This window comes from Phreatobacter oligotrophus (genome assembly GCF_003046185.1).
Classification (GTDB): Bacteria; Pseudomonadota; Alphaproteobacteria; order Rhizobiales; family Phreatobacteraceae; genus Phreatobacter; species Phreatobacter oligotrophus.
The window spans coordinates 419,110-432,668 of sequence record NZ_PZZL01000003.1 but is presented as its reverse complement, the minus strand read 5'-3'; the positions used below and the strand labels follow the sequence as shown (position 1 = coordinate 432,668).

14 protein-coding genes are annotated in these 13,559 nt (G+C 67.1%); 8 read left to right on the top strand and 6 right to left on the bottom strand.

Features of this window, described 5'->3' with window-relative positions; translation table 11 throughout:
- The 6 genes from C8P69_RS09185 to C8P69_RS09160 form a co-directional block, all read right to left on the bottom strand.
- Positions 1-597 (bottom strand): class I SAM-dependent methyltransferase, encoded by a 597-nt coding sequence (locus C8P69_RS09185; RefSeq protein ID WP_108176300.1) that lies wholly within the window; start codon positions 595-597, stop codon positions 1-3.
- Between the two features lie 84 nt (positions 598-681).
- Positions 682-1,410, bottom strand: a complete 729-nt coding sequence (gene dnaQ / locus C8P69_RS09180; RefSeq protein ID WP_108176298.1) for a DNA polymerase III subunit epsilon — start codon at positions 1,408-1,410, stop codon at positions 682-684.
- A complete protein-coding gene (coaE, locus tag C8P69_RS09175; protein ID WP_108176297.1) occupies positions 1,410-2,006 on the bottom strand; it encodes a dephospho-CoA kinase in 597 nt (198 codons plus the stop codon). Before coaE ends, dnaQ begins: the two co-directional genes overlap by 1 nt.
- A 1-nt stretch (position 2,007) precedes the next feature.
- Positions 2,008-2,838, bottom strand: coding sequence for a shikimate dehydrogenase (locus tag C8P69_RS09170; RefSeq protein ID WP_108176295.1), 831 nt, complete (start codon positions 2,836-2,838; stop codon positions 2,008-2,010).
- On the bottom strand, positions 2,835-3,431 hold the full coding sequence (locus tag C8P69_RS09165; RefSeq protein WP_108176293.1) for a Maf family protein: 597 nt from the start codon (positions 3,429-3,431) through the stop codon (positions 2,835-2,837). The genes C8P69_RS09170 and C8P69_RS09165 overlap by 4 nt, the downstream gene beginning before the upstream one ends.
- Positions 3,428-4,279 carry a pyruvate, water dikinase regulatory protein gene (locus tag C8P69_RS09160; RefSeq protein WP_108176568.1) on the bottom strand — a complete coding sequence of 284 codons (852 nt, stop codon included), beginning with the start codon at positions 4,277-4,279 and terminating at the stop codon, positions 3,428-3,430. The genes C8P69_RS09165 and C8P69_RS09160 overlap by 4 nt, the downstream gene beginning before the upstream one ends.
- Positions 4,280-4,662: 383 nt before the next feature.
- On the opposite strand from C8P69_RS09160, the gene hemE reads away from it, so the two are divergent.
- The 8 genes from hemE (at position 4,663) to C8P69_RS09120 (ending at position 13,555) form a co-directional block, all read left to right on the top strand.
- A complete protein-coding gene (gene hemE / locus C8P69_RS09155; protein WP_108176291.1) occupies positions 4,663-5,694 on the top strand; it encodes a uroporphyrinogen decarboxylase in 1,032 nt (343 codons plus the stop codon).
- Complete coding sequence (gene hemJ / locus C8P69_RS09150; protein ID WP_108176289.1) at positions 5,691-6,227, top strand: protoporphyrinogen oxidase HemJ; 537 nt, start codon at positions 5,691-5,693, stop codon at positions 6,225-6,227. Before hemE ends, hemJ begins: the two co-directional genes overlap by 4 nt.
- A 246-nt stretch (positions 6,228-6,473) precedes the next feature.
- The gene (gene rho / locus C8P69_RS09145) at positions 6,474-7,742 is read left to right on the top strand and encodes a transcription termination factor Rho (RefSeq protein WP_108176288.1); all 1,269 of its coding nucleotides are present in this window, start codon (positions 6,474-6,476) and stop codon (positions 7,740-7,742) included.
- Between the two features lie 109 nt (positions 7,743-7,851).
- On the top strand, positions 7,852-9,159 hold the full coding sequence (gene mnmE / locus C8P69_RS09140; RefSeq protein ID WP_108176286.1) for a tRNA uridine-5-carboxymethylaminomethyl(34) synthesis GTPase MnmE: 1,308 nt from the start codon (positions 7,852-7,854) through the stop codon (positions 9,157-9,159).
- Between the two features lie 113 nt (positions 9,160-9,272).
- Entirely contained in the window at positions 9,273-11,132 is a 1,860-nt protein-coding gene (gene mnmG / locus C8P69_RS09135) for a tRNA uridine-5-carboxymethylaminomethyl(34) synthesis enzyme MnmG (RefSeq protein WP_108176283.1), read from the top strand.
- Positions 11,129-11,776 carry a 16S rRNA (guanine(527)-N(7))-methyltransferase RsmG gene (gene rsmG, locus C8P69_RS09130; RefSeq protein WP_108176281.1) on the top strand — a complete coding sequence of 216 codons (648 nt, stop codon included), beginning with the start codon at positions 11,129-11,131 and terminating at the stop codon, positions 11,774-11,776. The genes mnmG and rsmG overlap by 4 nt, the downstream gene beginning before the upstream one ends.
- A 10-nt stretch (positions 11,777-11,786) precedes the next feature.
- A complete protein-coding gene (locus C8P69_RS09125; RefSeq protein ID WP_108176279.1) occupies positions 11,787-12,605 on the top strand; it encodes a ParA family protein in 819 nt (272 codons plus the stop codon).
- 74 nt (positions 12,606-12,679) lie between these two features.
- Positions 12,680-13,555 (top strand): ParB/RepB/Spo0J family partition protein, encoded by an 876-nt coding sequence (locus tag C8P69_RS09120; protein WP_108176277.1) that lies wholly within the window; start codon positions 12,680-12,682, stop codon positions 13,553-13,555.
- Positions 13,556-13,559: the final 4 nt, after the last annotated feature.

Here is a 13,559-nt window from a genome sequence, read left to right as displayed (position 1 = left end):
TCAGCCGCGGCGATAGACCCAGACGCGGGCGGGCGGGATGTTCCGCCAGATGCGCTCGGAGGGCACGGCGCTAAAATCGGCGCCCTTGGTCGGCACCGGCGAGGTCACCGAATAGGTGAACTGCACGAAGGGCGCGCCCGGCTTCATCAAGCCGAAGGCGTCCTGGACCAGCTTCATGCGGATCGGTTCGGGCCGCGTCATCAGCGGCAGGCCGGAGACGACGGCATCGGCCGGTCCCGACAGGCGCCCGGTGAGCGTCCGGCCCAGGGAATAGGCGTCCCCATGGACGATGGTCGCATAGGGGAAGCGATCGTGGAGCAGCCGGCAGAAATCGACCGAGTACTCCACCAGCACGAGCCGGCGCTGGTCGATGCCGTGAGAGACGAGGGCGGCGGTGATGGCGCCGGTGCCGGGGCCAAGCTCGACGACGGGACCGGTGCCGTGCGGATCGACATAGCTGGCCATGCGCTTGGCGAGCGCGGGGCTGGACGGCGCGACGGCCCCCATCCGGAGCGGGTTCTTCAACCAGCTCTTGAGGAAACGCGCGTCGTCGTCCTGATGCTTGTCCGTACGGTGACGCAGGACCGAGCGACTCATGGGTGTGTGATCGACCATTCAACGGTCCGATGGAACGGAGCTCCCCACGAGCCCTGTCACGCGGCCGTCATTGGTATCGGCATGTCACTGGGGGGTCAAGGCGACCGGGTCAGACTCGGGACGCGGCAGGTGGTCATACCAGATGGCCTTGTCGCCGAGGTCGCGGATGAAGGCGGCATGGGCGCGGATCTCCTCCTCGGTCAGGCGGGAGGGGAGCGGCGCGGGGCGCTGCGCGGCGGTGGTGCGGCGACCACCGGCCCGGGGGCCGGCCCTACCGGCCTCGGCGAGGCCGAACGAGGCCTGCCGGCCGCCGATCAGCTCGATATAGACGTCGGCCAAGAGCTCCGCGTCGAGCAAGGCGCCGTGCTTCGTGCGGCGGGAATTGTCGATGCCGAAGCGCGAGCAGAGCGCGTCGAGGCTGACCGCCGCACCGGGGAAGCGGCGGCGGGCCATGCTGAGCGTGTCGGTGACCATGTCCATCGGGAAGAGGGAGCGGCCCGCCCGCTTCAGCTCGGCATTGATGAAGCCCATGTCGAAGGAGGCGTTGTGGATGACGAGGCGCGCCCCCTCGATGAAGGCGGTGAAATCATCGACCAGCTCGGCGAAGCGCGGCTTGTCCGAGAGGAATTCAGCGGACAAGCCGTGGACCCGGAAGGCCTCCTCCGGCATGTCGCGCTCGGGATTGATGTAGACGTGATAGGTCCGGCCGGTCGGAAAATGGTTCACCAGCTCGATGCCGCCGATCTCGACGAGGCGGTCGCCGCGGTTCGGATCGAGGCCGGTCGTTTCGGTGTCGAGGATGATCTCGCGCATCAATGGCTCCTGCGGCTGCCGGCGAGCGCCCGGATGAGGTCGCTGACCTGACGGCGGGCGGCGTCGAGGCCGAAACCCGATTCGATGACGAAATGAGCGCGGCGGCGCTTCTCCGCATCCGGCATCTGCCGGGCGAGGATGGCCTCGAGCTTGTCGGCGGTCATACCGGGCCGGGCCATGACGCGGTCGCGCTGGGTGGCCGCCGGGGCCGAGACGACGGCGACGGCATCGACGCGGCGCTCGCCGCCGGTCTCCAGCAGCAAGGGTATGTCCAGGACGACCATGGTATGGCCGCGGGCGCGGGCGGCATCGCGGAAGGCCTTTTCGGCACCGCCGACCAGCGGGTGGATGATCGCCTCCAGGCGCTTCAGCGCCTGCGCATCCTTCAGCACCACCGCGCCGAGCCGTGCGCGATCAACCCGGCCATCGACCGTCACGCCAGGAAAGGCGGCCTCGATGGGCGCGACGGCGTCTCCGGCATAGAGCCGGTGAACCGCCGCATCGGCGTCATGGACGGGAATCCCGGCCTCGCGGAAGAAGGTCGAGGTGGTGGATTTGCCCATGCCGATGGAGCCGGTGAGGCCGAGGACGAACATGTCAGGAGCCCCGGACGTCGGCGGCGACATGTTCCCACAGGCCGCGCGTAACCTTGGGGCTGATGCCGAACCATTTCTCGAAGCCCGGCACCGCCTGGTGCAGCAGCATGCCGAGGCCCTCGACCGTGCGGTGGCCGCGCGCCTCGGCGCGGGTCAGAAGGTCCGTCGCCAGCGGCACATAGACGATATCGGAGACGATGGCCGTGGGCTTCAGCGTGTCGAGGGGCAAGTCGAGGGCCGGCTGGCCCTTCATGCCGAGCGAGGTCGTGTTCACGAGGAGGTCGGCATCGGCGACCCGGTCAGGCAGCGAGGCCCAATCGGCGACGCGCAGGCTCGTCGGATGGGCCACGGCGATGGCTTCGGCCTTTGAGAGCGATCGATTCGCCACCGTGACGGTCTCGACGCCGCGGCTCAACAGCCCATGAACGATGCCGCGGGCCGCACCGCCAGCACCGAGAACGACGGCATGGCGCACCTCGCGTTCCCAGTTCGGCACGTGGTCGTCGAGATTCTTGAGGAAACCGATAACGTCGGAATTCATCCCCACCAGGCGGCCGCGATCGAGCCAGACCGTGTTCACGGCGCCAACGGCCACCGCCCCGGGCTCGACCTCGTCCATGGCGGCGAAGGCGGCTTCTTTGTGGGGGATCGTCACATTGCAGCCGGCATAACCGCGATCATTGAGGCTGCGCAGGAAGGCCTCGACCTGGCCGGGCTCCACGGCCTCGCGGCCATAGTCGCCGCGGATGGCGTGCTCCTTCAGCCAGAAACCATGGATGAGCGGCGAGCGGACGTGGGTGACGGGCCAGCCGATGCAGCAGGCGCGGATCATGAGGCGACGAGACCGTGGTGACGGAGGGCGGACAGGAGTGGCAGCAGGGGCATGCCGAGGATGGTGAAATAGTCGCCGTCGATGCGCTCGAACAGCTGGATGCCCTCGCCTTCGAGCTGATAGCAGCCGACGGAGGAGAGCACGCGGCCGCCCTGGCGTTCGATATAGGCGTCGAGGAAGGCGTCGGAGAAGGCGCGCATCGCCATGGCTGCGGAGGAAACCGTGGCGAACAGGGTCTCGCCGTCCCTCACCAGCGCGACGCCGGAATGGAGATGATGGGTCTCACCGCGCAGCGTGGCGAGATTGGCGCGCGCTTCTGCGACATCAGCGGGCTTGGAGAAGCGCCTGGGCCCAAGCGCCAGGGTCTGGTCGGCGCCGATCACCACGGCGCCCGGATGGGTCCGGCTCACGGCCCGCGCCTTTTCCTCCGCCAGGAGGCGTGCGACCACGTCGGGCCCATGGCCCTCCCGGCTCCAGGCTTCGTCAAAGGCGCGCTCATCGATATCGGCGGGGGCAAGGGCAACGGTGATGCCGGCCGCCTGCAGCATGGCGGCCCGTGCAGCAGATTTCGAGGCGAGGACGAGGGCGCTCACGCCTGCGCCTCCTCGGCGATCTTGCGCCGATGATCCTTGAGCAGGGAGATGATGCCGGCGGCCGTCTCCTCGATGGAACGGCGGGTCACGTCGATGATCGGCCAGTTGTTGCTGCCGAAGAGGCGCCGGGACTGGGCGATTTCCTCGGCCACGGCAGCGCGGTCGACATAGCTCGAGCGGTCCTCGGTGGCGTTCAACGACAGGATGCGGTTCTCGCGGATCTGCACGATGCGCTCGGGGCTGGCATAGAGGCCGACGACGAGCGGCTTCTTCAGCGCCCAGATGACATCGGGGAGCGGAATGCCTGGAACGAGCGGGATATTGGCGGCCTTGATGCCGCGATTGGCGAGATAGATGGAGGTCGGCGTCTTGGAGGTGCGGGAGACGCCCACCAGCAGCACATCGGCCTCTTCCCAATTCTCGGGCAGCTGGCCGTCATCGTGCATCATCGTATAGTTCAGCGCGTCGATCCGCTGGAAATATTCGGCATTCAGCACGTGCTGCGCGCCGACCCGCGGCGTCGAGGCGGCACCGAGATAGTTCTGGAACAGCGCGAGGATGGGTTCCAGAACGGAGAGGCAGGGGCAGCCCAGCTCCTTGCAGGTGTTTTTCAGGCGCTCGGTGAGCTCCTGGTCGACCAGGGTGTAGAGGACGATGCCGGGGCTGTTCTCGATCTCGGTGAGGACCCGGTCCAGCTGCTTCTGGGAACGAACCAGCGGGTAGACGTGTTCAATGGCCGAGACGGAGGAATATTGCACCGCCGCCGCGCGGCCGACGGTCATCAGCGTCTCGCCCGTGGCGTCCGACACGAGATGAAGGTGGAAATAGCTCTCGCGACGATGCGGCATGGCGATGGGGATACGGGCCTGGGACAGGCCGCCTGGAGCCTGTGGACGAACAGGGACAAGGGCACGGAAGCAGGCGAGCCGCAAGAGGTCCATGCCCACTGGCCGGAATCTCATCCCCAGCCATGAGGCAGGGGACAGCTGGCGGTGCGAGTCCGGGACAAGCGCGGATGGGCGAGAGGCCGCTGAGGTGACGGTGCCTGAATCCGGTCGGACTCGCAAGGGCTTGGATCGGGCGACCCCTCCCCGAAGGGAAGCCTTGCCAGAGCCCGCGCGGCGTGGACAACTTGTGGAGAAGCTTGTGTTCACCTAATCCAGCTTCAAGGAATCAAAGAAGACTCTCTTTCATTCAAGATTGAAGGAGAGAGGGGGACGCGGGAGCCGACGTGCACAAACCTCTCCTTGACGTGCTCAAGGGCGGCCATGCCGCCTCTCCGCCCATCTGGATGATGCGCCAGGCCGGGCGCTACCTTCCCGAATATCGCGCCACCCGCGAGCAGGCAGGATCCTTCCTGAACCTGTGCTTCAATCCGGAACTGGCGGCCGAGGTGACCCTCCAGCCGCTGCGGCGGTTCGGCTTCGACGGGGCCATCCTGTTCTCAGACATTCTCGTCCTGCCCCATGCGCTCGGGCAGACCGTGGCCTTCGAGGCGGGCGAGGGCCCGCGTCTTGATCCGCTGGTCGATGCGTCAGGGCTGTCGCGATTGGCGGCAAGCCTCGATGAAGCCATCGTCGGCAAGGTCTACGAGGCCGTCGCCCGCATCCATGAGCAGTTGCCCGCCGGGACGACCTTCATCGGCTTCTGCGGCGCGCCCTGGACGGTTGCGACCTACATGGTGGCCGGCAAGGGCGGCGATGACCAGGTGGCGGCCCGTCTCTTCGCCTATCGTGATCCGCAGGGCTTTGCGCGGCTCATCGACATCATCGTCGAGGCCTCGATCACCTATCTTCTCGGGCAGATCCGGGCCGGCGTCGATGCGGTCCAGATCTTCGACACCTGGGCTGGCGTGCTGCCGGCGGATGAGTTCCGCCGCTGGTGTGTCGAGCCCATCGGCCGGATCGTGGCCGGCGTGAAGGCAGCGGCACCGGGCATCCCCGTCATCGTCTTCCCGAAAGGCGCGGGGTTGCGGCTCAAGGCGGTCGTCGAGGGGACGGGAGCCGATGCGGTCGGCCTCGACTGGACGGCCGATGCCGGCTTTGTCGCTCAATCGATCCAGCCCAACGTGGCTGTACAGGGCAATGTCGATCCCATCGCCCTGCTCGCCGGTGGCGAGGCCCTGGACCGGGCGGTGGATGCGACGCTCGAGGCTTTCGGTCGCGGCCGGCTGATCTTCAATCTCGGACACGGCATCTTGCCGCCCACGCCCATCGCCCATGTCGAGCGCATGGTGGCGCGGGTGCGCAACTGGAAGGCATGACCATGGCAAATCCGTCTCCGACCCCGCGGGAGCGGGCGATCCGCGCCGTCGTGGCCCTCGCCATCACGGTCCTCGGCGTGGTCGGCCTTGGTCTTGTCGCGCCCGTGGCCGCTGCCGGCTGGATCAAGGCGCTGCATGTCGTCGCCATCATCTCCTGGATGGCGGCGATGCTCTATCTGCCGCGGCTTTTCATCTATCACGTGGCCGCGACGCCGGGATCGGAGACGTCCGAGACGTTCAAGGTCATGGAACGCCGGCTGCTTGAGTACATCATGAACCCAGCGATGATGGTCAGCTGGGTGGCCGGGCTGTGGCTTGCCTGGGTGAGCTTCGGCATGAAGGGCGGCTGGCTGCACGCCAAGCTCGCCTTCGTCTTCGCCCTGTCCGGGGTCCACGGCTATTTCGCCGGCGCCGTCCGCCGCTTTGCCGAGGATCGCAATACCAAATCGCAGCGCTTCTGGCGGGTGATGAACGAGGTGCCGACGGTCATCATGATCGTCGTCGTCGTGCTGGTGATCATCAAGCCGTTCTGAGCCAGGCGCCACCACCCTGGAACCGCCGCCGCTCTTGCTTTTGCGGCGGCGAGAGCTTATCCGATAGGTCCCTCCTTCCGCAGACAAGTCCTTCGCCGCGGCTCGCCTGACGTTCCGCGCCCTCAGGACCCAGGAGGCGGCTCCCCGCCGCACGATCTCCTCTGCGATCCGCCATCTCTCCCTTCCGGGCCCGGCTCGCGTTCCTCGTTCCGTGCCTCCGGCCGTCTCCCTTTCCTCGTGGTTCCGATGCAGCAGCAGATCAAGCTCCAGGACATCAAGGCCAAGTCGCCGACCGAACTCCTCGCCTTCGCGGAGGAGCAGCAGGTCGAGAATGCCTCCACCCTGCGCAAGCAAGAGCTGATGTTCGCCTGCCTCAAGCAGCTGGCGGCGCAGGAAATCGACATTATCGGCGAGGGCGTCGTCGAGGTGCTGCAGGACGGCTTCGGCTATCTGCGCTCGCCGGACGCGAACTACCTCGCCGGCCCCGACGACATCTATGTCTCGCCCTCCCAGATCCGCCGCTTCGGTCTTCGCACCGGCGATACGGTCGAGGGCCAGATCCGCTCCCCGAAGGAGGGCGAGCGCTACTTCGCCCTGGTGAAGGTCAACAAGATCAACTTCGAGGACCCGGAAAAGGCCCGCCACAAGGTCAATTTCGACAATCTGACGCCGCTCTATCCGAACCAGCGGCTGAAGATGGAGGCGGAGGATCCGACCAAGAAGGACTTCTCGGCCCGCGTCATGGACGTGGTCGTCCCGCTCGGCAAGGGCCAGCGCGCGCTCATCGTCGCCCCGCCGCGGACGGGTAAGACGGTGCTGCTGCAGAACATCGCGCAGTCCATCACCCGCAACCATCCTGAGTGCTACCTCATCGTTCTGCTCATCGACGAGCGGCCGGAAGAGGTCACCGACATGCAGCGCTCGGTGAATGGCGAGGTCATTTCCTCGACCTTCGACGAGCCGGCCACCCGCCACGTCCAGGTGGCCGAGATGGTCATCGAGAAGGCCAAGCGCCTGGTCGAGCATGGCCGCGACGTCGTGATCCTGCTCGACTCGATCACCCGCCTCGGCCGCGCCTACAACACCGTCGTGCCGTCCTCCGGCAAGGTTCTGACCGGCGGTGTCGACGCCAATGCCCTGCAGCGGCCGAAGCGCTTCTTCGGCGCCGCCCGCAACATCGAGGAGGGTGGCTCGCTGACCATCATCGCCACCGCGCTGATCGATACGGGCAGCCGCATGGACGAGGTGATCTTCGAGGAGTTCAAGGGCACGGGTAACTCGGAAATCATCCTCGACCGCAAGGTGGCGGACAAGCGGACCTTCCCGGCCATCGACATCACCCGCTCCGGCACCCGCAAGGAAGAGCTGCTGGTGCCGCAGGACATCCTCAAGAAGATGTATGTGCTGCGCCGCATCCTCAATCCGATGGGCACGGTCGACGCCATCGAGTTCCTGCTCGACAAGCTGCGGCAGACCAAGCAGAACAGCGACTTCTTCGACTCCATGAACACCTGAGGCGGATGGGCATCGGGCTCCATCCGATTCACCTACGGAACGAATCGGGTGCGTCTCGTCCGATTCGGAGCCGGAACGGCAGCGCGGCATCCCGCGCCGGGCAGGCTGCATGACGGCCCTCACCATTGCCGCAGTGGCGACACCGCCGGGGATCTCTGGCGTTGCCGTGATCCGGATCTCGGGGCCAGAGGCGGCCGAGGTCCTGAGGCGCCTCATGGGCAGGCTGCCTCCGCCGCGCGCCGCGACGCTCTCCACCCTCCGCGATCCCGCCAACGGCTCACCGCTCGATCAGGGGCTGGTCCTCTGGTTCCCTGCACCGGCCAGTTTCACCGGCGAGGACTGCGCCGAGTTCCAGATCCATGGGGGCCGCGCCGTGGTGGCCGCCGTGCTTGGGGCGGTCGTCGCTCTGGAGGGCGTGAGGCTGGCGGAGCCAGGTGAGTTCACCCGGCGCGCCTTCGAGAACGGCAAGCTGGACCTGGCGGCCATCGAGGGACTGGGTGACCTTCTCCATGCGGAAACCGAGGCTCAACGGCGTCAGGCCTATGCTCTCTATCAGGGGCGCCTGACCGACGAGACGGATCGCCTAGCCCAGGAACTGCTGCCCGTCCTGGCCCTGGTCGAAGCCACCATCGATTTTCCTGACGAAGGCGATGTCACCGATGCCGCCCTTCTGCAGGCCCGGTCGCAGGCGCTGGCCGTGCGGGACCGGATCGACGGCCTTCTCGCCGATTCCGGACGCGCCGAGCGCATGCGTGATGGCGTGGTGGTGGCGATTGCGGGCCCTCCCAATGCCGGAAAGTCGACCCTGCTCAACGCCATGGCCCGCCGCGACGTGGCCATCGTCTCGCCGATCGCCGGCACGACCCGCGACGCGCTGGAGGTCCAGCTGGATCTCGGGGGCCTGCCGGTCGTTCTGGTGGATACGGCAGGCATCCGCGAGACGCAGGACCCGGTCGAGGCCGAGGGGGTTCGCCGGGCGCGACGGCGGGTCAGCGAAGCGGATCTGGTGCTTTGGCTCGCCCCGACGATCGAGTCGGCCGCGGAACGACCCGAGGGCTCCTGGCTGGTCCAGTCGCAAGCTGATCGGGTCGCGGAGCATCTCAGCGAGGCGCGGCATCGCATCTCGGCCGCCACCGGCTCGGGCCTCCCCGCCTTGCTGGCCGATGTGCAGGCCTTTGCCTCATCGCTTCTCGGCGGGGAGCCGGCCGTGGTCGTTCATGAGCGCCATCGGCGGATCATGGCGGAGGCGCTGGCGTCCATGGAGGCGGCCCTCGGCCATACCGACTGGTCGGTCTCTGCCGAACTGGTGGCCGAGGACCTCCGGGCCGCGCTCGCCGCGCTGGGCCGCAGCCGCGGTCGCGTGGGGACGGAAGCCATGCTGGACCAGCTCTTCTCGGCCTTCTGCATCGGCAAGTAGGGCCGGTCGGACTTTTGAGCCCTCCCGGTGTTTCACGTGAAACAGTCGATTCGGACTCGTAACGCTTCACGGCCCTGATTGTCGCGACGGTCCCGACAGGCTATGAGCGCGGCATGACGACCTATGATGTCATTGTGATCGGGGGAGGCCATGCGGGCTGCGAGGCGGCGGCTGCCGCGGCGCGGCTTGGCGCGCGGACGGCCCTGGTCACCCACCGCTTTGAGACGATCGGCGCCATGTCCTGCAACCCTGCCATTGGCGGGCTCGGCAAGGGCCATCTAGTCAGGGAGGTCGATGCTCTGGATGGGCTCATGGGGCGCGTCGCCGATGCGGCGGGCATCCAGTTTCGCCTGCTCAACCGCCGCAAGGGTCCGGCCGTGCGCGGTCCTCGCACCCAGGCCGATCGCAAGCTCTATGCGGCGGCGATGCAGAGGGCCCTGCGGGAGCAGGTGGGCCTTGACATCGTCATTGGCGAGGCTGCAAGCCTGGGCGTCCAGGATGGTCGTTTGACCTCGGTTGCGCTCGCCGATGGCCGCGTGCTGATGACCGGCGCGGCCGTGCTGACCACGGGCACCTTCCTGCGAGGGGTCATCCATCTCGGCGAGCGGCAATGGTCCGCCGGGCGGATCGATGATCCCGCCAGTATCAGTTTGTCCGAAAGCTTGCTTTCGCACGGTTTCGCGCTGGGACGCCTCAAGACCGGCACGCCGGCGCGGCTCGACGGCACGACGATCGACTGGGCTTCGGTGGAGCGGCAGGAGGCCGATTCGGATCCGGAACCGTTCTCGACCCTGACCGATCGGATCACCAACCCGCAGATCACCTGCGGTATCACCCGCACCACCGACCAGACCCATGCGATCGTGCGAGACAATCTCGCGCGCTCGGCCATGTATGGCGGGCGGATTGAGGGCGTCGGACCGCGCTACTGCCCCTCTATCGAGGACAAGATCGTCCGCTTCGGTGACCGCGATGGCCACCAGATCTTCCTGGAGCCGGAAGGGCTGGACGACGATACGGTTTATCCCAATGGCCTCTCGACCTCCCTGCCCGAGGACGTGCAGGAGGCTTTCCTGCGGTCCATCCCCGGCCTGGAGCGGGTGGTGATCCGTCGCCATGGCTATGCGATCGAGTATGACCATGTGGACCCGCGCGAGCTGTTGCCGAGCCTCGAGACGCGGCGGGTCCAGGGCCTGTTCCTGGCCGGTCAGATCAACGGCACCACCGGCTATGAAGAGGCGGCGGGGCAGGGGCTTCTGGCGGGGCTGAATGCCGCCTGCCGCGCCGGTGGTGGCGACGCCATCACGATCGGCCGGCACGAAGGTTATATCGGCGTCATGGTCGATGACCTCACGAGCCGGGGTGTGACCGAGCCCTATCGGATGTTCACCTCCCGCGCCGAGTTCCGGCTGACGCTGCGGGCCGACAATGCCGACCAGCGCCTGACGCCCCTGGGATTGGCGATCGGCTGTATCGGCACCGAGCGATCGATTCGCTTCCGTGACAAGCGACAGGCGCTGGCCGCCCTCCGCGAGCGTTTGGAATCCCTCACCCTGACGCCCAATGCGGCCAAGGCCCATGGCATCGCGCTGAACCAGGATGGCATCCGGCGATCGGCCTTCACGCTCCTGGCGCGGCCTGACGTCGCCTGGGAGGACCTGTGCCGCGCCTGGCCGGAGCTCGCATCCGTGCCTCCGGCTGTCGCCGAGCAGGTGATGACCGATGCCTATTACGCGGTTTACCTCGACCGGCAGGCGGCCGAAATCGAGGGTCACCGGCGCGACGAGGATCTGGCCATCCCGGCTGATCTCGCATTCGATTCGGTTCCGGGACTATCCAACGAGATCCGGGTCAAGCTGGAGCGGCAGCGCCCGGCAACCCTCGGCCAGGCCTCGCGTATGGACGGCATGACGCCTGCCGCGTTGACGCTGATCGCCGTCTGGGCGCGGCGTGCCGCTAGGCCCGCGGCATGACCAGCCCTACCAATGCCGAAGAGGCGGCCGCCCTTGCAGGCCTGCCTGTTTCACGTGAAACAGCCGAGCGCCTGACGCTCTATGTCGACCTGGTGCGACGCTGGAACCCATCGAAGAACCTCGTCGCGGCCTCGACACTCGATGCTGTCTGGAGCCGTCATATCGCCGACAGCCTGCAGATCCTGCGTTGTGTGCCCGACGCCAAGGTCTGGGTCGACCTCGGTTCGGGCGGCGGCCTGCCCGCCCTCGTGGTGGCGGCCATGCTGGCTGAGCGCCCGGGCGCGATGGTTCATTGTGTCGAGAGCAAGCTCGGCAAGGCGGCCTTCCTGCAGGAGGCCGGCCGCCAGATGCGGGTGCCGGTGAAGGTCTGGCCCAAGCGGATCGAGGATGTGGTGGGCCGGGAGATCGTCTCGGCGGACGTTGTCAGCGCGCGCGCCCTGGCGCCACTCGCCGATCTCCTGTCGCTGGCCAATCCCTTGTTGAAAACTGGTGCGGTCGGAGTCTTTCCCAAGGGCCAAGATGTAGGGGTCGAATTGACCCAGGCCGCTAAATATTGGAGATTCAGTCATCGCTCGGTGCCGAGCGTGACCGATCCCCGAGGCACGATCCTTGTGGTGACGGACGTCCAAGCGGCACCGGCCTGACCCTCATCCGATGGACGTGGCCATGTCGCTTCTGCCCCCGAAATCCACCGGACCGCGCGTCCTGGCCCTGGCCAACCAGAAGGGCGGTGTCGGCAAGACCACCACCGCGATCAACCTGGGGACGGCCCTGGCCGCCATCGGCGAGCGCGTCCTCATTCTCGACCTCGACCCCCAGGGCAATGCCTCGACCGGTCTCGGCATCGATCGGCGCTCGCGGCAGAAGTCGACCTATGGCGTGCTGGTCGGCGATTATTCCCTTTCCGAAACGATCCAGGAGACCTCTGTCCCCCGGCTGTGCATTGCGCCGTCGACGATGGACCTCTCCGGCGTCGAGCTGGAGATCGCCGGTGAGCGGGACCGCGCCCATCGCCTGCGCCGGGCCGTTCAGAGCCTCGGCTCCGACTTCAGCTATGTGCTGATCGATTGCCCGCCTTCGCTCAACCTGCTGACCATCAATGCCATGTCGGCGGCGGATGCGATCCTGGTTCCGCTCCAGTGCGAGTTCTTCGCGCTGGAGGGCCTTTCGCAGCTCATCAAGACCGTCGAGCAGGTCAAGGCGACGCTGAACCCGTCCCTGACGATCCATGGCATCGTGCTCACCATGTATGATGCACGGAACAATCTCTCGGCCCAGGTGGTCGATGATGTCCGCCAGTTCATGGGCGACAAGGTCTACCAGACCATCATCCCGCGGAATGTGCGGGTGTCGGAGGCGCCGAGCTACGGCAAGCCGGTGCTGCTCTATGACCTCAAATGCGTCGGCAGCCAGGCCTATCTGCGCTTGGCTTCCGAGATCATCCAGCGCGAGCGCGTGCTGCGGGCGGCCTGACGATGGATTCGATTCGCCCGCGTTCTGATTTGCCCGCCGACGTCGTCACGCTGGCGTCCCGAAGGAGACAAGACATGGTGGAGGATGCCAACCGGTCGCGGCTGGGCCGCGGGCTCGCGGCGCTGATCGGCGATGTCGGCGAGGAAACCGCCGCCGTCGAGCGCGTGCGGTCGACCCGGAAGGTCCCGATCGCCTTCATCCGCGCCAATCCGCGCAATCCCCGCCGTGTCTTCCGCGACGAGGATCTGCAGGAACTGGCCGATTCCATCCGCGAGCGCGGCATCATCCAGCCCATCGTGGTGCGGGCCGTTGCCGGCGCCGTCGATGCCTATGAGATCGTCGCCGGTGAGCGCCGTTGGCGCGCGGCGCAGCGCGCCGAGCTGCACGAGGTGCCGATCCACCTGGTCGAGGTCGGGGATCGCGAGGCGCTCGAGCTCGCCATCATCGAGAACGTCCAGCGCGCCGACCTCAATCCGCTGGAAGAGGCGATGGGCTATAACGAGCTCATCGAGCAGTTCGGCTACAGCCAGACCGATCTTGCCAAGATCATCGGCAAGAGCCGCAGCCATGTGGCCAACACGCTGCGCCTGATGAAGCTGCCCGACAATGTCCAGGGCATGCTGCGCGACGGCAAGCTCACGGCTGGCCATGCCCGCGCGCTCCTCTCGGTCGAGGATCCGGCGAAGCTCGCCTCGCAGATCATCGACGAGGGCCTCAATGTCCGTCAGGTCGAGGCGCTGACCCAGGAGCAGTCCGAGCGCGCCGGCAAGCCGGTCAAGCAGCGCGAGCGGCTGGAGAAGGATGCCGACACGCGGGCGCTGGAGAAGACCCTGTCGGACGCGCTCGGCATGACCGTGACCATCGATCATCGTGGCGCGGGCGGCGAGCTGCGCATCCGCTATCGCTCGCTGGAGCAGCTCGAGGACGTCTGCCGCCGGCTGCAGGGCTGAGGCG